Origin of the sequence: Desulfatitalea tepidiphila (assembly GCF_001293685.1) — a bacterium.
Classification (GTDB): domain Bacteria; phylum Desulfobacterota; class Desulfobacteria; order Desulfobacterales; family Desulfosarcinaceae; genus Desulfatitalea; species Desulfatitalea tepidiphila.
The window spans coordinates 321,011-341,628 of record NZ_BCAG01000001.1 but is presented as its reverse complement, the minus strand read 5'-3'; the positions used below and the strand labels follow the sequence as shown (position 1 = coordinate 341,628).

The 20,618-nt window shown below is 59.3% G+C and carries 15 protein-coding genes and 2 tRNA genes; 10 read left to right on the top strand and 7 right to left on the bottom strand.

Annotated elements, in window-relative coordinates:
- Positions 1 to 20: 20 nt before the first annotated feature.
- Both DFT_RS01550 and DFT_RS01545 read right to left on the bottom strand, forming a co-directional pair.
- The gene (locus DFT_RS01550; protein ID WP_054029476.1) at positions 21 to 3,371 is read right to left on the bottom strand and encodes a chemotaxis protein CheB; all 3,351 of its coding nucleotides are present in this window, start codon (positions 3,369 to 3,371) and stop codon (positions 21 to 23) included.
- 416 nt (positions 3,372 to 3,787) lie between these two features.
- Positions 3,788 to 4,231, bottom strand: a complete 444-nt coding sequence (locus tag DFT_RS01545) for a VOC family protein (protein ID WP_054029475.1) — start codon at positions 4,229 to 4,231, stop codon at positions 3,788 to 3,790.
- A 264-nt stretch (positions 4,232 to 4,495) separates the two neighbouring features.
- Here DFT_RS01545 and DFT_RS01540 point away from each other — a divergent pair, with 264 nt between their 5' ends.
- From DFT_RS01540 to DFT_RS01525, 4 genes are all read left to right on the top strand, one after another.
- A complete protein-coding gene (locus DFT_RS01540) occupies positions 4,496 to 6,499 on the top strand; it encodes a methyl-accepting chemotaxis protein (protein ID WP_054029474.1) in 2,004 nt (667 codons plus the stop codon).
- A gap of 170 nt (positions 6,500 to 6,669) precedes the next feature.
- On the top strand, positions 6,670 to 7,656 hold the full coding sequence (gene wtpA, locus DFT_RS01535) for a tungstate ABC transporter substrate-binding protein WtpA (protein WP_054029473.1): 987 nt from the start codon (positions 6,670 to 6,672) through the stop codon (positions 7,654 to 7,656).
- A gap of 18 nt (positions 7,657 to 7,674) precedes the next feature.
- Positions 7,675 to 8,460, top strand: a complete 786-nt coding sequence (locus DFT_RS01530; RefSeq protein ID WP_054029472.1) for an ABC transporter permease — start codon at positions 7,675 to 7,677, stop codon at positions 8,458 to 8,460.
- A complete protein-coding gene (locus tag DFT_RS01525) occupies positions 8,457 to 9,494 on the top strand; it encodes an ABC transporter ATP-binding protein (RefSeq protein ID WP_054029471.1) in 1,038 nt (345 codons plus the stop codon). Before DFT_RS01530 ends, DFT_RS01525 begins: the two co-directional genes overlap by 4 nt.
- A gap of 193 nt (positions 9,495 to 9,687) precedes the next feature.
- Here DFT_RS01525 and DFT_RS01520 read toward each other — a convergent pair whose 3' ends face one another.
- On the bottom strand, positions 9,688 to 10,179 hold the full coding sequence (locus DFT_RS01520) for a PaaI family thioesterase (protein WP_054029470.1): 492 nt from the start codon (positions 10,177 to 10,179) through the stop codon (positions 9,688 to 9,690).
- Between the two features lie 353 nt (positions 10,180 to 10,532).
- Between DFT_RS01520 and DFT_RS01515 the strand changes: the two genes are divergently transcribed.
- Positions 10,533 to 14,132 carry a DUF3683 domain-containing protein gene (locus DFT_RS01515; RefSeq protein ID WP_054029469.1) on the top strand — a complete coding sequence of 1,200 codons (3,600 nt, stop codon included), beginning with the start codon at positions 10,533 to 10,535 and terminating at the stop codon, positions 14,130 to 14,132.
- A 54-nt stretch (positions 14,133 to 14,186) separates the two neighbouring features.
- Here the strand turns inward: DFT_RS01515 and DFT_RS27100 are convergent, their stop codons facing one another.
- From DFT_RS27100 to DFT_RS01490, 4 genes are read right to left on the bottom strand one after another with little or no spacing between them, the layout of a single operon-like run.
- Positions 14,187 to 14,723 carry a UGSC family (seleno)protein gene (locus DFT_RS27100; protein ID WP_273701368.1) on the bottom strand — a complete coding sequence of 179 codons (537 nt, stop codon included), beginning with the start codon at positions 14,721 to 14,723 and terminating at the stop codon, positions 14,187 to 14,189.
- Positions 14,720 to 16,159: a thioredoxin family protein gene (locus tag DFT_RS01500; RefSeq protein WP_054029466.1), complete on the bottom strand. Its 1,440-nt coding sequence runs from the start codon at positions 16,157 to 16,159 to the stop codon at positions 14,720 to 14,722. Before DFT_RS01500 ends, DFT_RS27100 begins: the two co-directional genes overlap by 4 nt.
- A 40-nt stretch (positions 16,160 to 16,199) precedes the next feature.
- Positions 16,200 to 17,093: an NAD(P)H-dependent flavin oxidoreductase gene (locus DFT_RS01495; protein ID WP_054029465.1), complete on the bottom strand. Its 894-nt coding sequence runs from the start codon at positions 17,091 to 17,093 to the stop codon at positions 16,200 to 16,202.
- Positions 17,094 to 17,104: 11 nt separating this feature from the next.
- Positions 17,105 to 18,361 (bottom strand): MFS transporter, encoded by a 1,257-nt coding sequence (locus tag DFT_RS01490; protein WP_054029464.1) that lies wholly within the window; start codon positions 18,359 to 18,361, stop codon positions 17,105 to 17,107.
- Between the two features lie 444 nt (positions 18,362 to 18,805).
- Here DFT_RS01490 and DFT_RS01485 point away from each other — a divergent pair.
- From DFT_RS01485 to DFT_RS01470, 5 genes are all read left to right on the top strand, one after another.
- Positions 18,806 to 18,881, top strand: a tRNA-Val gene (locus DFT_RS01485).
- 44 nt (positions 18,882 to 18,925) lie between these two features.
- A tRNA-Asp gene (locus DFT_RS01480) sits at positions 18,926 to 19,003 on the top strand.
- A gap of 15 nt (positions 19,004 to 19,018) precedes the next feature.
- On the top strand, positions 19,019 to 19,360 hold the full coding sequence (locus DFT_RS26660; protein ID WP_152971823.1) for a hypothetical protein: 342 nt from the start codon (positions 19,019 to 19,021) through the stop codon (positions 19,358 to 19,360).
- Between the two features lie 16 nt (positions 19,361 to 19,376).
- Positions 19,377 to 19,769, top strand: a complete 393-nt coding sequence (locus tag DFT_RS01475) for a (deoxy)nucleoside triphosphate pyrophosphohydrolase (RefSeq protein WP_054029463.1) — start codon at positions 19,377 to 19,379, stop codon at positions 19,767 to 19,769.
- A gap of 50 nt (positions 19,770 to 19,819) precedes the next feature.
- Complete coding sequence (locus DFT_RS01470) at positions 19,820 to 20,587, top strand: alpha/beta fold hydrolase (RefSeq protein WP_054029462.1); 768 nt, start codon at positions 19,820 to 19,822, stop codon at positions 20,585 to 20,587.
- Positions 20,588 to 20,618 lie beyond the last annotated feature (31 nt).

Below are 20,618 nucleotides of genomic sequence, written 5' to 3'. Positions count from 1 at the left end.
CGTTTCAGTTCAATTCGGTCTTAAGCCGGTGCAACATCGGCAACCTCGAATATCTGGCAAAGGGCATGAGTGGGCTGCCCTTGGCCATCACGGATCAGGGTCACAACCAGCTGAACGGCCAATGTCCGGCCATTCCCGCCCTGTAATCGCATCGGGGCGTAGTAGAAATCGCGCCGACCGGCTTCCATCTCGGTCAACATCGCTTCACCTGCCTGCCGGTCGCCAGGGTGGATGCATTGCACCAGCGTCATGTCTGCCAGCGCTGCCTCTGAAGTTGACAAGATTCTTTTAAAGGCCGGATTGCTCTCCAGGAATCGGCCCTTTATATTCACCAATGCAATACCGATGGATGTCCCCTCAAAAGATGGCTTGAATTTAGACACACTGAGCAGGCAACTCTCCTCCTTGTGCTTGCGCTCGGTGATATCGGTGGCGAAGCCACATATCAATTCCAGCCGCCCTTCTGAATCGAAGACCGGAAAGCCGCGGTCATGAATCCACCGCACGGCACCTGTCTTGTCCGTGATACGGTATTCGAGATTCCATTGCCCCTGGGTGTGACGCGATAGCTGATCGGCTACGACATCGCGGTCAGCCGGATGCACGGAATCGAGAAAGGAACGGGCGTCCCGGCAGAGTGCCTGCATATCCTTTCCCCATATAGTCTCGTAGGCCGGGCTGATGTAGACCACCCGGCCATTGTCCGGGGTCCGGATCCAGAAGACATCTTCGAGCTTGTCGGCCAACAACCTCAATTTCGTTTCACTCTCCTCCAAAGCGTTTCGTGAGCGGACCTGCGAATCGATATCGATAAAGGCCATGACCGATCCTGAAAAGAATGCCGCCCCCACGGTATACGGCAATATCCGCATCAGATAGTGATGTCCGCCCCGTGTACGAACCTCCTTCTCGACAGGCTCATGGTCGGCGTGCACTTTTTGCACGAGAGCCACTGGATCGACATCTTCAAGGCTGTGGGGGATTTGATGAAGAGGCCGGCCGACATCTTTTTCGGTGATCTGATAAATCTTACTGGTCTGGGGAGTAAACCGGCGGACTTCCATATTCTCATCGAGAAACAGCGTGCCGACGCCGCTGCTCTCCATAAGATTGCGGATGTCGTTGTTCAGCTCAGTCAGCTCGAAAATCTTGCGCTGGTGTTCGGTGTTGACGGTGTGCAGTTCCTCGTTGACCGATTGGAGTTCTTCGTTGGTACTTTGCAGCTCCTCGTTGCTGGCCAGCAACTCTTCATTGGTGGCCTGGAGCTCCTCGTTCGAGGTCTCGAGCTCCTCGATGGTGGCCTGAAGGTTCTCACGGGTGAACTGAAGCTCCTGCTCCAGGTCCTCTATACGCTGAGCGGCCTCCTGATCCAGATCGTAGCTCGCGGCCTCGGGCCCCATCGGCTTGGCCGCGGTGCGGTCAGGCTCTTCGATCAGTATCACCGCCATCGGCTCCTGGCCTTTTTTCTGGAGGAGCGGCTTGATGCGCAAGTCGATGGTGCGGACCAAACCCGGCCTGCGAAGCCGGACATGGGTGTAACGCACCTCCTCTTTTCGCTTGAGCGCCTTCTGCAGGCCGGTGGACAACGGCACAGAGAGGTCGTTGACGGCCAGGCGGGCGATGTCGTTGACGACCCGGCCCGAGGGATACCTCAAAATTCCGCTGGTGTCGCCCAACACATGGATCAGCTCCATCTGCTCGTTGACAACCATGGCTAACGGCAAATAGTCGCCTGCCAGGGTTTCGAGCAGACGATCCAATATTCTCTCTTCTTCGTGCAGCCGCATTGCTTTTTGCGGTCCCAGAAAGCTTGGCCGCAGCAGCCGGCCACCTTTGGACCGCAGCTTGGAGACCTCCATCTCCGCGATGCCCTTTTTTCGGTTTCCCTTGGAGCGGTAAATTTTCCATTTGTGGCTGAGTGGCTCGAACTCCTCCATCATCTCCCCAACCGTCTCGCTATGGCCTAAAAACAACAACCCGTCCTGGTTCAGAGAAAAGTTGAAGTATGCCAACACCTTTCGCTGTAATACCGGTTGGAGGTAAATGAGTAAATTTCGACAGGCGATAAACTCAATATTTGTAAAAGGCGGGTCCTTGATCAAATTGTGCTGGGCAAATACAACCATCTCGCGGATGCCACGTGCGACCTGGAAGGCATCCCCGCGGCGGACGAAGTATTTCGATAGGAAATTCGGGGAAACATCGGCCGCGATGCTCTCGGGATAGATGCCGTTTCCAGCCAGGAGCACCGATTCGTGATCCACGTCGGTGGCGAAAATTTTGATATCGAGAGATCGGCCCAACTTTTCGAGGGTTTCACGGCAAAGAATGGCAAGGGTGTAAGCTTCCTCGCCTGTAGAACATCCGGTTACCCAGAATCGCACAAGAGGGCCTCTGACCCGCGCCAGCAAGGCCGGCAAATGCTCGTCGGCCAGCAAGCGAAATGCTTCGGGATCCCGAAAGAAATTGGTGACACCGATAAGCAATTCCTTATACAAAACCGACAGTTCACGTGGGTAACTCTCCAAGAACCTGACGTAATCCCGCAGTGTATGGATGTGATTCACGGTCATGCGACGCTCGATGCGGCGCACTACCGTCGAAGGCTTGTAGTAAGTGAAGTCGACCTTGTGCCGATCCCGAAGTAGTGCGAAAATACGCGTCAGACCGTCCTCATCGGTGAGAAGCGTTTCAGAACGGACGGACCGCATCTGTTCCGGATGATCGGCAAAGGCCAGCATTTGCGCCGGCATCTCCTCCGGTGGCAGAATAAAGTCGACCAGTCCGGTAGAAATGGCACTGCGCGGCATGCCGTCAAACTTGGCGCTGGCCTCATCCTGCACCATCACCATGCCACCCGATTCCTTGATGGCCCGCACGCCGCGCATCCCGTCGCTGCCCGTCCCCGAAAGGATGACGCCGATCGCCTTTTCGCCTTGATCATCGGCCAGTGATCTCAAAAATGTATCTATGGGAAGAAAAATACCGGATCTCGAACGTTCCGGGTCGCCGAGCATCAACCGGCCATGAAAGATCGTCAGATGCTTTTTGGGGGGGATCAGATAGACCGCATTGGCGGTCACCTGCATGCCGTTCTCGGCGCGACAAACATTCATTTCGGTGCGCTTCGAAAGCAGTTCCACCATAAGGCTCTTGTAATCGGGGGAGAGGTGCTGAATAACGATGAAGGCGAGCCCGCTAGTCGGGGGCATATGCTTGAAGAAGGCCTCTATAGCTTCCAATCCGCCGGCCGAGGCGCCTATGCCCACATAGAAACTGGGTGGACGAACATCAGGCAGCGCCTGTATCTCCTGCTCGGTCGACGTCGTAGGAGGAAACTGCTCTGCACTCTGGTCGCTGTCCGATGTCATCTCCCCACCCCCTGCCATGTGTCTGGCACTGCAGTTTATTTTGACATAAGCACTCCCAACTATTGGTAAGGCTATCGACGCTATGGCTGCACGTTGCGCGGCGATCACATTAACCGAAACGATAGGCACGATATTAGAAAAGACAATCGGCGAACCAAGTGAAACCAACGAATGAGAACACAGGATTCAGCGCCACTTAATTTTGCGGGATACTTTCATCCGTACTTTCCACAATCTGATGCAGGCGGGCTGTCATCTACCCAACTGACAGAGATCCGCAATACTGGGCCTGACAGTGTTCAGACATGTTTTTGAAGTGATGAACCAAGGTGTTCGGCGGCGCGGGTGGGGCATGGCGCGAACGGCGGGGAATCAGGGCCGTCCGCGCCATGGTTTTCAAAAGGCGTTCGGACCGGCTAATATTCCGGTGGGCGCATCTGCTCGGGTGGAATATCCTTCGTATGCTGGCCGAAGGTCCACATGTGGCCCTCCAGATCATTGGCCGCATAAACACGATCTCCCCAGAACATATCTTCGGGCGGCATGACGATCACGGCGCCCTTGGCTTTGGCACTTTCGTGGTGGCGGTCCACATCTTCCACATAGACATAGAGCCCTTGATTGACACCCTTCAAATCGAGGGGGCTCAAGCTGTTGTATTCCCGGTTGGCCGGGCCCAGCATCACCACGCCGTCGGCGTATGTGATTTCGGCATGCATCAATCCGCCCTTTTTATCCGGCAAGGTGAAGCTGACCTTGAAACCGAAGACCGAGCACAGCCACTCGACGGCTTTTTCGACATGATTGTAATGCAAGTATGGAATAATACGCGGCATATCTTTAGGTGGGTTCTGTACCATGATGACACCTCCTTTTCATATGTCACATAGTGCGACACCTCCGCCACATTTAAAGCCCTGCCCCATTTTTTTGACTTGTCTTTGCCCTCATCACCCATGGTTCACCCTAAAGCCCCCTATCGATGCGACCGATAATGATTTGGTGAAACGCCGCCCCGAACCGGCATGCCGACGCGCCATGGGAAACGGACATTTTTTGTGATGGCATTGCCAACGGGATGTTATCTCGTGTGAAATTTTCCATTCGATCGAAGGAGCATTGCAATGAAGGTCAACCTGAAATCCATTTCGTCCAAACTGATGCTGATCGGTATATCTGCGGCCCTGATCCCCTTGTGCGTGGTGGGGTATATCTCGTTTACCAAGGCACGCGACGCGTTGGTGACCTTGTCGATGAACCAGGCGCGCGACGTTGCCGTGGACTTGAGCCGGTTGACCCGGACCATCCTGGAATCCGAGGTGCACAAAGCCGCCGCCATGGCAGCCCAACCCGATGTCCTTCGGGTCGCAACGGCGGTCGAGGAAAAGGGCCTATCCGGGTCCGGAGAGATGATCGCGGCCACAGCGCAGGCGCTCAAAAAACAATTCGCTAAAATGGGCGATTATTATCAGGGGATATTCATCGCCGATGCCAAAGGTCAAATATACACCGGTATCCTGGAAAACGGCAGCGTCTATCAGGGGGTGGACATCGCCAACAATCCCACATTCCTGAAGTTGAAAAGGACCGGCAAGCCGGATATCGATGAGGTTATCCGCTCCGCGGCCACCAAAAAACTGATCACCACCGCCGCCGCTCCCATCACATCGGAAGCCGGCCGGTTCCTGGGAATTTTCGGCATCGTCATCAAGGCGGAATATTTCACCGAGCTGATTTCAAAACGCACCATCGGCCGGACCGGTTACGCCTACATGATCAACAAGGGAGGGCTGCCCATTGCCCATCCGAACGCCGATATCATATTGAATCCCGCCGTGGCCGATATCCCTGAAATGAAGCATATCAACAGCCGGATGATTGGGGGGGATACCGGTGTGGAGGAGTATACGTTCAGAGGCGCCGATAAGATCGCCGGATTCGCCCCCGTGGGCGTCAACGGCTGGTCCATCGCCGTTACCCAGAACCGGCAGGAGTTCCTGGTGGCCTCGAACGCCATCCGCAGTGCCATCGTCCTGGTCGGCCTCTTTGCCGTGGTGGCGACCACAGTGCTTGTACTGGTGTCCGCACGCACCATCACGCGGCCGATCAATGCCGCGGTAGCGGGTTTGAAAGATATCGCCCAGGGTGAAGGCGACCTGACCCTGCGCCTGCGCGTCGACAGCCGGGACGAGGTGGGCGACCTGGCCAGGTGGTTCAACACTTTCATAGAAAAGCTCCAGGGCATCATTCGGCAGATTGCCCACGGCGTGGAGACACTCTCCGCCTCGTCCACGGAGCTGTCGGCCATCTCCGAGCAGATGTCCCAGGCGGCCCAAAACACGTCCGAAAAATCCAACGTGGTGGCCACCGCTTCGGAGGAGATGAGCACCAACATGGCCAATGTGGCCGCCGCCATGGAGCAGTCGGCGACCAATACCCAGGCGGTGGCCACGGCGGCCGAGCAGATGTCGGCCACGGTCAACGAAATCGCCAAGAACTCCGAGCGGGCGCGTTCGATATCGGACACTGCCGCGCGCAAGTCGGCAGAGACATCGGGACGGATGGACCATCTCGGCAACGCGGCCCAGGCCATCGGCCATGTGGTGGAAGCCATCACCGACATCTCCGAACAAGTCAATCTGCTGGCCCTCAACGCGACCATCGAGGCCGCCCGGGCCGGTGAAGCCGGCAAGGGGTTTGCGGTGGTCGCCAATGAAATCAAGGAGCTGGCCAAGCAAACCGCCGAAGCCACCCAGGACATCAAAGAGAAGATCGGCACCATTCAAGACACCACATCCCTCACGGTCAAGGACATCGAGGAGATCACCCGGATCATCCAGGAGGTCAACGACGTCGTGTCGGGCATCGCCACGGCGGTGGAAGAGCAGTCCACGGCTACATCCGAAATCGCCGGCAACGTGTCCCAGGCGGCCCGGGGCATCCAGGAGGTCAACACCAATGTCAGCCAAAGCTCATCGGTAGCCGGAGAAATCTCCCGGGATATCGTCGAGGTCAGTGCGACGGCCAATGAAATGTCCTCGAGCAGCAGCCAGGTCAATATGAGCGCCGATGATTTGGCCAAACTGGCCGAACAATTGAAGCTGATGGTGGGGCAATTCAAGATCTAAAAGAGGTCTGATATCGTGGCAAGGTGTAATCCAAAGTAAGAAGGAGTCAACGCTCTCCATCGGTCGCCTGATTTTTCCATGATCTCTTGACAAAAATGGACGAACGCAGAAGAAATGCCTCGGTTGCCATGTGCACCGGGGCATTTCAATTCAATGGAGAGGAAAGAGTCATGAAGAAAGCATCGCTTTTCAGTCTGATCGCCGTATTTTCTTTTGTGTTCGCATCGATCCTGGCGGCAGGTGCCGCCCAGGCCGAACCGCAAGGCAAGCTGGTCATGTTCCATGCAGGCAGCCTTTCGGTGCCCTTTCAGGCCATGGAAAAGGCCTTCGAGGCCCAATACCCCAAAGTGGACCTGGTCCGCGAAGCCAGCGGCAGCCAGCAGGCGGCCCGCAAAGTGACCGACCTGAAAAAGCCCTGCGACATCATCGGATCGGCGGATTACAAGGTCATCGACAAGCTGCTCGTTCCCGATTATGCAGATTGGAACATCCGGTTTGCCACCAACCAGCTCGTCCTCTGTTACACGGACAAGAGCAAATACGCCGACACGATCAATGCCGGCAACTGGTATGAGATTCTCCAGAAAAAGGGCGTGGTCTGGGGGCACTCGGATCCCAACCTGGATCCCTGTGGATATCGCGCACTCATGGTGCTCCAACTGGCGGAGAAGCACTACCGCAAACCCGGCCTTTACGAGGCCGCCATCGCCAACCGCCCCCTGGAAAATATCCGTCCCAAATCGGTGGAGCTGGTTTCCCTGCTCCAGACCGGAAACATGGACTATGCCTGGGAATACCTTTCGGTCGCCGTCCAGCACGGCCTGAAGTATGTGGTCCTGCCCGATGAGATCAATCTGGGCAACTATCAATTCGACGATTTCTACACCCAGGCCACGGTCAAGGTGTCGGGGAAAGAGCCTGGCACCCTGATGGAGCTCAAAGGGGGGTCGTGCACCTATGGCATCACCCTGATCAAAAACGCACCCAACCCGGAGGCGGCCGTCGCCTTTCTCCAATACATGCTCTCGCCCGACGGCGGCCTGAAAATTCTGAAGGATATGGGCCAACCGCCGTTCATCCCGTGCCAGGTGCCCACGGCGGCCATGCAGGAACGGCTCCCGAAAGAACTGAAACCCCTCGTGGAAGTCAAAAACTAGATTTTCGAAAGTGAGCTTATGCGAAGAAAGGAGCTGTTTTTCTGGCTCACACTGACTTGCGGCATCGTCATCGTCGCCTATATTCTCCTGCCGCTGGTCGAGTTGATGACCTCCTCTTCCATACCCGCCTTGTGGGAGAGCATCCATGACAAGGAAGTGGTGCGGTCGATCCGGCTGAGCGTCTTTTCGGCCGGATCGGCCGCCCTCATCTCGTTTCTGTTTGGCACACCGCTGGCCTACCTGCTGGCACGCCAGGATTTCAGAGGCAAACGCCTCCTCGAGGCCATTATCGATCTTCCCATCGTCATTCCCCATCCAGTGGTCGGCATCGCCATTCTGGGCATCGCCGGAAAAAACCATTGGATCGGCCGGCTCCTCTTCGACCTGGGCATTCGCATCATGGGGAGCGTCACCGGCATCATCGTCGCCCTGACCTTTGTCGGGATTCCCTTCTATATCCATAGCGCAAAGGCGGGATTCATGGCCGTCTCTCCCCGACTCGAAAAAGTTTCAAGAAGTCTGGGGGCCTCCATGACCGGGACCTTCCTGCGCATCACCTTCCCCCTGGCCTGGCGCAGCATGCTCATCGGCATCATCATGTGCAGCGCCCGTGCCATCAGCGAATTCGGCGCCGTGGTCGTGATCGCCTACCACCCCATGACCGCCCCGGTCCTCATCTACGAACGCTTTGAATCCTATGGATTGAAGTACTCCCAACCCGTGGCCGTCTGGCTCGTCATCGTCTCTCTTTTCCTTTTTCTTTTTCTTCGTATCCTGACGACGCGGGAGACAAGGGAGAAATGATCCGCACCGAAGCATTGAACATCCACCTCCTAGATTTTTCTCTGCGGAACGTCAATCTCTCCGTCAACGAGAATGAATTCTTCGTCCTCATGGGACCCACCGGGGCCGGCAAGACCGTCCTCCTTGAAGCGATCGCCGGATTGATTAAGGTCGACGGCGGCAAAATCTTCATCGGAGAAACGGAGGTCACCGGTTTGCCTTCGGAAAAACGGGGCGTGGGCATCGTCTACCAGGACCATGCGCTGTTTCCCCATCTCGACGTCATGGAGAATATCACCTATGGCCTGCGGTACCATGGTATCGAGGCTGGTGAAGGCCGGGCGAGGCTTAAGGGATTGATGGATTTGCTGGGGATCGCGCACCTGCTCACCCGCCTTCCCATTCATCTCAGCGGCGGAGAAAAGCAACGGGTCACATTGGCCAGAGCCCTGATTGTGCGCCCCCATGTCCTGCTTCTGGATGAACCGCTGTCCGCCATCGACCCGGGCTTCAGGGAAGAAATCCGCACCGCCATCAAGACGCTGCATCAAACGACCCAAACCACCTTCCTGATGGTGACTCACGACTTCGGCGAAGCGTTATCCCTGGCCGACCGCGGAGCTATCATTCTACAGGGTGAAATCGCCCAGACAGGGGCCATTCAGGATCTCTTTCACCGGCCCGCCTCCATGGCCGTCGCCGAATTCGTGGGCATGAAAAACATTTTCGAGGCAAGGTTCGAAAACAGCATCGCCCATGTCCGAAACCTTCGCATCCAGCTCAACGCCCCCGTAAACCCGCGTCATCGATATCTCGCGATTCGTCCCGAGGACATCACCATGCGCCGAAATTCATCCCCACAGGAACAGTCCAACCGCTTCCACGCGGTCGTCACCGCCGTCGCAGGTCAGGGCTTCGCCTATGAAGTCCAGCTGAAATGCGGAGAACTCACCGTCAAGACCATGGTATCGAAACGAGCCATCGTGGACCTGGAGCTTCGGGAAGGCGCAAACGTTGTTGTCTTGGTTGACGCCGTGGCCATTCATACTTTCTAATCCCAGCATTCGAGAAATCCGCCAATCACTTTTAAAGGCACGCGTTCATTCCTGTTTGAGCAGAGGACAAAAAATCCGGAACCCTGTTTTCGCGTCATTCCGGCGAACGCCGGGATCCAGTATTTCCAATAGATTCTGGATGCCGGCGTCCGCCGGCATGACGCATCTGCAACGTTCTACGGTGCCGTCATGTTTAAGTAGAGGGTAAAAACTTGGGGGGTAACGATGCGACGCCCACAAACCCAAAAACGTCCCTGATGGTCTGCAATCCCCTGGTGATCATCATCTTGGATGTCCCGTGCGCGAGCCATTTGCCATCTTGATCGACAGCGGTCGCCTCGGCCAGGCACATGGTTTTGCCGATCTTGATGCTTTTTCCCCTGGCTGTGATGACCCCATCGCTGATGGGTGCCAGAAAGTCGATCTTCAAGTCGATGGAGATCATGCCGACGCCTTCATCGAGTTCGCAATAGACAGCCCAATAAGCGGCCGTATCGATGATCGACGCATAGACGCCGCCATGTATCCCGCCAAAAGGATTGAGATGTTCACGGCCGACCTGGAGTTCCACAACGGAATACCCGCCCCCCATCTCTTTGACCGGCATGGACAAATGTTTGAAGTAGGGACCTTGATTGATTGCATGGAGCACGGCCTGCACGTGATCGGGATTGAGTGAAAGCATAACGCCTCTCTGATGCTTGGGGGTTCACTGCCCATCTATAGGTGAAAAAGCGCCATATAAAAAGTCCGGCCGCTTTTCCGAGCCTTTCGGATGGGGCACGGTTCAGTCGCCCGCAACAGTCGGTTGGAATTTTTCCTGAAAATTGGCTTGCAAAGGCCCGGTCCTTGATCAATAAAAGAGGCTGGAATTCAGGGAAGCCGACGAACACCGACGCGCCTGGTTTTCTATTCGGGAGCGTTTTTTGTTTGTCAATCATTGACGGCATCGTCATGAAACGATTTTTCACCAATCCATCAAAGATCATGATGGGAACCATCGGCCACGGGCCGCTGGGCAACATAGCAAAACAATAGATGAGCAGGACCACCTCCAGGGAAATCCCCTTCAACTACACCTCGGCCGACGACCGGCGCGTCTGGAGCATGCTGTTGGGCGAGGAGGTACTCGCACCGTTGGAGCGGCTGGTGTTCACCCGCCGCACCGGGCGGTCGTGGCGTCTGCTCATGCGGCTCATCGGGGATCTGTTCATTTTCCGGCGCAATCCGTTCCTTTACCAGCAGCTGATCGATGACCGCGACCTGCGACAGCGCTTTTTTTCCATGGTGCGCAGCGACCTGGCCCAGATCACCGAACGGAGCCGCAAGACACCCGAGCTGGACCTGGTGCTCGAAAAATGCCGGGGGCAGTTCGATGCCCTGGAACACGAACTGACCGCAGCCATGGAGAGCCGGGAGCGCACCCGCCGCCGGCTCGGCGCCATCGTGGGCGATCCCAATGTCTTTTTCGATCCCTTCACCCTCTGCGCCCACGCCACCGATGCCACCGACTGGCGCCTGCATCTGCCCGTGGCCGTGGTCTGCCCGAGCCGGGAAGACCAGGTGCCGCCCCTGCTGCGGGCCGTCGCCGGTCTCGGTCTCAAGGCGATCCCCCGGGGAGGCGGCACGGGCCTGACCGGCGGGGCGGTGCCGGTGGCGCCCGGCTGCGTGATGATCAACACCGAAAAGCTCAACCGCATCGGCGCGATCCGCGACGTGCCCTTCGACCAGCCCGACGGCACCACCCTGACCCTGCCCACCCTCGAACTGGAGGCCGGGGTCATCACCGAGGCGGCCATGCAGGCGGCCGAGGCGGCCGGCCTGATCTTCGCCGCCGATCCCACCTCCTCGTGGGCCTGCACCATCGGCGGCAACATCGCCGAGAACGCCGGCGGCAAGCGCGCCGTGCTGTGGGGAACGGCCATCGACAACCTGCTCGGATTTCGCATCGCAGTGGCCGACGGCCGCCTGCTCGAGGTGCGGCGGCTGCAGCCCGACGCCGTGCGCATCGATCCCCAAGGCTCGATTCACTTCGAGGTGAGCGACACGGCCACCGGCGAAGCCCTCAAACGCATCGAGATCCACGGCTGGCAACTGCGCAAGCCCGGCCTGGGAAAGGATATCACCAACAAGACCCTCCAAGGCCTTCCGGGCGTCCAGAAAGAAGGCACCGACGGCGTCATCACCTCCGCCGTGTTCGTGCTGCATCACCCCTATCCCCATCAGCGCACCGTCTGCCTCGAATTCTTCGGCGAAGACATGGAAGAGGCCGCCGAGGTGATCGACCGAATCTGCGCGGCCTTTGCCGAAAAGGGGCGCGAAGCCCTGATGGCCCTGGAGCACTTCGACGAAGAATATGTGCGCGCCATTCAGTACAAGGCCAGGGCGCCCCGCAGCCAGCGTCCCAAGGCCGTGCTGCTCATCGATGTCGTGGGCCACACCGCTCAGCAGATCGACAGCGGCCTGTCCCGCCTGACCACCCTGCTGGCCGACTATCCCAACACTTTCATGGCCGTGGCCCAGAGCGCCCAGGAGGCCGAGCGGTTCTGGCGCGACCGCAAGCGGCTGGGGGCCATCGCGGCGCGCACCAACGCCTTCAAGCTCAACGAAGACATCGTGCTACCGGTCAAGGCCCTGGCTGAGTTCGCCGCCTTCGTCGACCAGCTCAACGTGGAGGAGGAGCGCGCCAACCAGGAAGAGGCGATCTGGCAGCTACTGAACTACATGGAAAAGGCCGTTCCCATCGAGGACCCGGAATGGCTGAGCGCCAAACTGCCCCGGGCACGGCAACTGCTCCAGGCCGCCATGGAGCAGATCAAGCTGGCCGGCCGCAACCACCTGCGCAACGAAACCCACCTGCGCCAGGTCCAGGCATCCCTCGCCGAATTGCTGCGCGGCTACAGCAAGGTCAACGCGGAAATTGAACGCGACATGGCCGAGATCCGCAACCGCCGTATCGTGGTCGCGACCCACATGCACGCCGGAGACGGCAACGTGCATGTCAACATCCCGGTCTTTTCCAATGACCGGGAGATGATGCGCCACGCCGCCGAAGTGGCGGATGTGATCATGGAAAAGGCGGTGGCGCTCGAAGGGGTGGTGAGCGGCGAACACGGCATCGGATTCACCAAGATCAAGCATCTGGACGCCGCGATCATGGCCGAATTCAAACGCTACCGGGAGACGGCCGATCCGGACGGCCTGTTCAACCCGGGCAAGCTGACCGATCGGAGCGTGGCCGAGCGGGTCTATGCCCCGTCGTTCAACCTCCTCGAAATGGAGGCGCGGATCCTGCGTTACGGCCGCCTGGAACAACTGGCCGAAAAGATCTCCCAATGCGTGCGCTGCGGCCGCTGCAAGACCCCCTGCTGCGTCTTCTACCCGGGCGGCAATCTCTTCTATCACCCGCGCAACAAGAACCTGGCCCTGATCGCCATCATCGAAGCCTTGCTCTACGATGCCCAGCGCTCCCATGCCGTGGGGCTGCGCCCCCTGCACTGGCTGGGCGAACTGGCCGACCACTGCACCCTGTGCCACAAATGCCAGGCGCCCTGCCCGGTGAACATCGATACGGCCGAAGTCTCGATCCTCGAACGCGAGGTGCTGATCGCCCACGGCACCCGACAGACCGCGTGGCCCACGCGCATGGCCCTGGCCTACCTCGCCTCGCGCTCGCCGGCCACCAATGCCGTGATGCGGCGCGCCGTCTTCCAATGGGGAGGAGCGCTTCAGCGGCTCGCCGCGCGTCTCGCCGGCGGCCTGTGGCGCCGCGCCTCGGTGCTGCGACCGCTCTATGCGCCGGCGCCGGCCATCGCCGCCCAGCCGCTCACCAGGCAATTCCCCCACGGCCACGATATGAACCATGTACTGGTGGTCTCGCCGGAGCAGACGCCGACGGCCACCGTATTCTACTTTCCCGGCTGCGGCTCAGAACGGCTGCATGCCGACATCGGACTGGCCGCCATCTTCCTGCTGCTGCACAGCGGCGTGCGCGTGGTGCTGCCGCCGAAATTTCTCTGCTGCGGTTTTCCGTCCCGCGCCAATGCCAAGACCGACCTGACCAACCGCCTGGAGTTGGAGAACACCATCCTCTTCAACCAGATCCGCGGCATGCTGGGGCATCTCGATTTCGATGCCTGCCTGATCACCTGCGGCACCTGCCGTGAGGCCCTGGTGCGCATGAAAACCGACGACATCTTCGATGCGCCGGTCGCCGACGTGACGGGCTTTGTGCTGGACCGCGGACTCGACGTCCGGCTTTCGGGCAAAAGTTGTTATCATCAACCCTGCCACGACTCCCTCGACGGTCGGGGCGAGGCGCTGCTGCACGACATCGCCCCCGAAGGGGTGACCGCCGTGCCGTACTGCTGCTCTGAGGCCGGCACCCTGGCATTGAGTCGCCCGGACATCGCCGCCGCCATGCTGGAACGCAAACGATCGGCCCTCGCGCCCCAGTTCGCCCTCGACCCCATGAACCAGTTGCTGACCAACTGTCCGGCCTGCCTCAACGGCCTGAGCCGCTTGGGGCTCGTGGCGCCCAAACACCTGGCCGTGGCCCTGGCCGACGCCTGCGCACCGAAAGATTGGCGCCACACGACCGTCCAGCACCTGAAGCGCGCCGAGCTGATCCGGATCTGACGAAAACCCGCTCGCCCACTCGCACATCCCGGATACCGCAGGAGACCACTCGTTTCATCTCCGTTCTCCGTGACTGGTGATGGCCTCGATCAGATCCTCGACGGCGGCACGGGCGATCTCCCGCATCTCCCCATCGGTGCGATCCTGGATCGGATGGGGAACGAACACCGCCGCCGGGTCGTACCCCAGGGCCGTCGCCTGGGCCGTCCCCGCCGCCTCGAACTCGGACGAGGCCACATAGACGCTGGGGATCCCCCGGCCTTCCAGATCGACGATATCATGCACACTGCATGACGTGCACGACCCTCAGTCGGCCAGCGCCTCGATCACCACCTGGCATTCGGCGCTGATCTGCTGCATCAGGGCCACCGGCGCCACGCGGGCAAAGGTCGGCTTCTGATAGCGTCGCACCGATACGCCGTCGGCCCTGAGCCGGGCTTCGATTTCGTCGAGAAACACATCGCCGCGGGCCTTTGAGATATCCAGCAACCCCACGCATTGACCGGCCAACTCTTTGGGCCGGGGCAGACGCTCCCGGCGAGCCGGGGCCAGCTCGGCGGTGGGATCGAGCAATACCATGCCTGTATTCATTGTCCAATCTCCTTGGTGACCGATTGACTTCCCTTGGCGCCGCTGGCCACCCAGCCGCTGATGATGGCCGAAAACATGCCCGCCGTACCGCCGGCATGCACGATATCGAGGCCGCCCGGTCGAAATTTGGGCAGAGTGGTGTGGGCCAGGGACTCGGGAATGCCTTCGGCCATGCCGTGGGCGCCGCGCACCAGATCGACGCCGGGAATCTGCAGCAGCTCGTCCAACCGCTGGCGCAGGCGCGCCTTGGTCCAACCGGCCTGGCGGAACACCCGGCCGTGTTCGGGCGATACCACCAGGAAGGCGTCCGCTGCCATGGGAATCTTGGGATGAGCCACGGTGCGCAGACAGGCCGCATAGGTGCGCGCCAGGGATTCGGGGTCGCGGGAGTGCTGGTCGAAAATGGGCTGCACCCCGCTGCCGGCAAAGAGGGTCACCGTCGATGCGCCTTGGGCAAAGCCGCGTTCGGCGGCCAGTGATTCCCAGGGCGAACCGGCTTCGTCCTCGGCAAAGCAGAAAGTGTATTTCCCCGGTGTGCCCAACGTGGCGCGGTCGATCTCGCCCGGCCGCCCCCCGCCCACGTTGCGCACTACCAGCTGCAAGGCCCGGCCGATGGTCGCATTGGCCCGGTTGCCCTGGCCGAAGGCATTGACGCCCGAGTTCATGCCCACCGCCTTTGCCATGGGGCCGTTGACGATCACCACCGGACCCGCGAAATAGGTGGTGGCCAGCAGGCCGTGCAGACAGAACGTATCCAGGCAGGCCGCCTCCACGGCGGCGATCACGATGGGCAGGTATTCCGGCTTGCAGCCGGCCATGACCGCGTTGATGGCCACCTTTTCAACGGTGCAGGGCGCCTGGTTGGGCGGTATGATGCCCACCACCTCGTCCGGCGCACGGCGGGTCCCGGCCAGCATGCGCACCACCCGTACCTCGGTGGGCGGCACCACCGGCAGGCCGTCGGTCCACCCCCTGGCAAAGCAGGTTTCCATCTCGTCTTCATGCGACGGCGTCTCGATCCGGCGCGCCGCCAGGCGAACGCCGCCGTAACGCAAGGCCAATTCCTCGGCCAAGCCGGGCTCGACGCTCCGGGAGCCGCACCCCGGCCGGTTCGGCGGCAAATCCTCGCCCAAACCCTCGATGCCGGTGACCGCCTGCCATTCGGCCCGGTCCCAACCCACGGCCCGTGCCGTCTCCACCCCGTTTTGCATCCGGATCAGGGTCGGCACGGCCTCGACGGCCAGGCGGAAGGAGTGGGCCAGGGCCGTATCGTCCACCACCCCCGGCCATCCGTCCGGGAAGGCGGGGTCGTCCTGGGAGCAGACGGTCAGCGGCTTTCCCTTGTCGACGATCTCGCGAAGCACCGGAACGACCATGCCGCAGGTGGCGCATTCCCGCTTGCACACGACGATAAGCCCGTCGGCGGGTATCTCCATGAATGTGCCTTTCCGTTTTCGGTTAAAAGCAAGACACTGGTCAGGCGACCATCCCCTCGATGATCGCTTTGACCGGCCGGATCTTTTTGATCAGCGCGCTGACCTGGCCGGCACCGGCCGGAAACAGGTCGAAATCGCCGCTGCGCCAGGCTTTGCCCGCATCGCCCAGTTGATAGGCCTTGCTCAGGTCCGCACCCTCGGCCATCAGGCCGGCCATTTTGGGATTGACGATGGTTCTCATGGCCATGGGGCCCATGGGCAGCAGCGTAGTGCCGGCATCGCCGCAACCGATGATGGCCTCTTTCCACGCCGGGGAGGCCGGACTCTCTTCCGCGCACAAAAACGCCGTGCCGACCTGGACCCCCTGGGCGCCGAGGGCCAGGGCCGCCCGGTAGCCCCTGCGATCCGCGATACCGCCGGCCGCGACCACCGGCACGTCCACCTGGTCGCAAACCAGGGGAATCAGGATCATATTGGTCGATTCAGGCCCCGTGGTGCGCAAGCCGCCGGATTCGGCGCCCGAGACCACCACTCCGTCCGCGCCGGCCTCGACGGCCTTGACCGCCAGAGGGGCCGCCAGGGCCACATGCAGGCCGTTGAGGCCCAGAGCCTTGATCCTTGGATAGATCTTCTTGGGCGAACCGGCCGAGGTGGTCACCGTCCGGACGCCGGCCCCGGCCAGCATCTCCAGTATCGCCTCGTTGTTGGGATTCATGGCGATCATGAGATTGGCGCCGAAGGGCTTATCGGTCAGCGCCCGCACCTCGGCGATCATCCGCTTCACCTTCTCCAGGTCGGTGATAAAGCCCAGGGCCAGCATGCCGAAGCCGCCGGCTTCGGACACCGCCGCCACCATCCGCGGGTCGTTCAGTTCCCCCACAGGGCCTTGGATGATCGGATAACGACAGCCCAAAAGGTCCAGCAAATTGCTCATATCCACGCCTCCTATCCCTTTTTTCTCTTGCCAAGAGTTTCGACGGTAAACAGGTAGATCACGGTGGTGACGACCAGGCAGATGGCGCAGAACCCGAAGGCGTCGATGAATGCCGAGCCGCCCATGGCATCGTCGGGATGCAGATATTTCATCATGTTGCCAAGGCCCTGGAGGAAAACCGCCACGCCGATCATGGTGAAAAAATTGATCCCGGTCATGGCTGCGCCTGCCCGCTCCGGGGGCATGCGCTCTTTGATGTGGGTGTACATGATTCCGCCGGCGCTGCCAAAGAAACCGAAGGAAAAAAAGAGGATGCTCAGCACCGCCATGCCCGTGCCGGGCTCCAGCCGGGTCAGCACCAGCAAGACCACCGCCATGCCGATCAACCCGCTGATCACGACCCCTTTACGATTTTCCAGAATCGTATCGGACAGCCATCCGAATATCGGGCTGCCCACCACGATGCCGACGCTGGTCAGGATGAGCAGGTTGCCCGCCGTGACCGCCGGCACCTGGAGGGTCTGGATCAGGAAAGGCCCGGCCCACAGGGCCTGCACCGCCGCGAAGATGCCGTAGCGGCAAAAGGTGCCCAGGGAGATGATCCAATAGTCCTTCTCTTTGAAAAGACGAACGAGGCTTTGCAGGATGTCCCTCATCCGGGTCGACGCCGCCTCGGGCACATCGGGAACCAGCGGCGTCCGGGGACGGTCGCGGGCAATGGCGAAAAAGAGAACCACCAGGATCAGATTGATCCCGGCCATGACCAGAAACGAGTTGCGCCACCCCATGGCCTGGGCCAGCAGCACCAGCGGCGTGGCCGCGATCAGATTGCCTACGGTCCCCAAAGAGACGACCAGGGCCGACAGGGTGGCAAAATAGCGCGGCGTGAACCACAAAGTGATGATCTTGAGCGTGCCCATCAGGTTGCAGGCCATGCCGATGCCCATCAACGCGCGGCCGGCAACCAACGCAGACACCGAATGACCGGCGGCGAACACCACCGAACCCGCCACGGCGATGGCCGACAGCACGGTCATGGAGATGCGCGGCCCGATGCCGTCCAGGTACATGCTGATGGGAATCTGCATCAGGGCAAAAGCATAAAAGAATGCGGCCGAAATGAGGCTCAATTGCGGGGTGTCCAACGCCAGTTCACCGATCAGCTGCGGTGAGATCACCGCCACGGACGCCCGATAAAACTGGGAAAGCACGAACAGCAGGCAGGCGATCAGAAAAATCAGCCAGCGTTTAAGATGATCGGGTATCATCGCAGATCGTTGCACCTTAGGTAAGTTGTTTTTCGGCAGTGAGCGGAGATCAAGCGCCGGGCCCGGGCTTCTGTTCGGTCCTGCCATATTAAATGCGAGCGGCAACAGGGTCAACATTTGTTTTGAACGGCCTGTTTTACTATCTGGAAGCCTGTTTGCTCTCACCGAACATCCGGTTGGATCCCCGCTTCCCTGAGGCCTTTATGCACACCGCTATCCAAAATGGGACCCACCCCTTTGCCGGCACCCCCTTCCATTCTCAATAACGCAGTTGCAAATTTTTCCGACCATGTCATAGGAAATCCTTTTTATAGATTCCCCGGATGGTCGCAGTTTGATAAACTTTTAAAGTCTCGGAGGCGTCATGCCGGCGAGTTTCAATCACGGCCTAAAAATCCGCTTGACATCGATCATCCGAACTGGTAGCTACAGCGCTTCATCCACGGGCGGATAGCTCAGTTGGTAGAGCACCGGCCTTACAAGCCGGGGGTCACAGGTTCAAGCCCTGTTCCGCCTACCAAACGAGCTGGAAAGCTCTAAAACATGTTCTTATCGATGAGTTTCGGGGGTGTAGTTCAGTTTGGTTAGAACGCCGGCCTGTCACGCCGGAGGTCGCGAGTTCGAGTCTCGTCGCTCCCGCCATAATATCAAGGGCTTATGATTAGAATCATAAGCCCTTTTTTCTTACCTGAATCTATCGTCCCCAAAAATATCCCCAACATAGGCAGCATATTCTTTAATGTATTGAGAATTTCTGAACTGAGAGGAGCTCATCCTGCCTGTCTGGCTTATCCGATCGAATATCTGCCCGCAATTCTTGACAATCCCTCAGCTTATGGTATCCTGCCCGAAAACAGCAACCATCGGATCAACTTCATGCGCAAGCCAGGGACATGTCGGGCAAAAGACGCCACGTTTTCGATCACCGCAACAGAAAGAATCGCCCCATCAGAGAAAATTCAAACCCACTCCGCCGCATCGCATGCGGCACAACGTTGATCGGCTGAGCTTCGCCATGACCAAAGTCACCGCCGCCCTCATCACCGACGCAGGAAAAATCTTTGCCGCCAGAAGAAAAACGACGGCCAGGCTGGCCGGCCTGTGGGAGTTTCCGGGGGGCAAGGTCGAAAGCGGCGAAACGCCGGAGCAGTGCCTGAAGCGGGAGCTTTGGGAAGAGTTCGAGATCGATGTGGTGGTCGGTGAATATATGGGGACCAGCGTGTACGACTATGAGTTTGGCACCATCGAGTTGATGGCCTTCAGGGCAAGGATCGTGGGAGGTGATTTCAAGCTGAACGATCATGCCGAGGCGGTTTGGGTGGGAGCCGATGATATCGACCAATACCATTTCGCGCCGGCGGACCTGCCGTTCGTCCGGATGATCCGGCAGGGACAAATAGCGCTTTGAGCGCGTCCAGTCGATTTTAATTGAAGACGTGGAAGAAGAAAGGACCTTCAATGACCCATTCGATAATCGATAATATCTCTTTTGATGCCGGCCGATGGCCGCTCCAGGCGGATCGACCGACGATCTTCTTCATTCATGGTTCGGGCAACAACCGGTTATTCTGGAAAAATCAGCTCGAGAGCCTGAATGACTGCGCCAACACGGTCGCCGTGGATCTTCCCGGACACGGAGAGAGCCCCGGCGCAGGCATGGACAGCGTCGACGACTATGCGCGGGTGGTGGAAAAACTGATCGCGAGTCTTCAGGCGCCCATGCCGATTCCCTGCGGCTTGAGCCTGGGCGGGGCGGTGGCGCTTCAACTGCTGCTCGACGGAAAAGGGCGCTATCATGCGGGCATATTGATCAATACGGGGTCACGGCTGAGGGTCATGCCGCAAATCTTCGATATGATCAAAACCGATTACCAGACCTATGTCGAATCGAGCCCGCAAGTGGCGGCCTCTCCAAAAACGGATCGCAATCTGCTTAGGGGGTACATCCAAGAGTCGAAAAAGTGCCGTCCCGAGGTGGTCTACAAAGATTTTGCGGCCTGCAACGCCTTCGACGTGATGAGCCGTCTGAAAGAGATTTCCGAAACGATCCTGATTCTTTCCGCCCAAGATGATCAGCTGACGCCGCCCAAATATGCCCAATTCCTCCACCAGGGCATTCCCAACTCGAGCATCGTGAGCATACCCCAGGCCGGCCATCTGTCTCCCATCGAGCGTCCGAACGATGTAAACTCGGCCATCCGGGAGTTTCTCGGGCGATTGGCGTGAGATTTCGTCGTCATCTTCTTTTTTAAGGCAT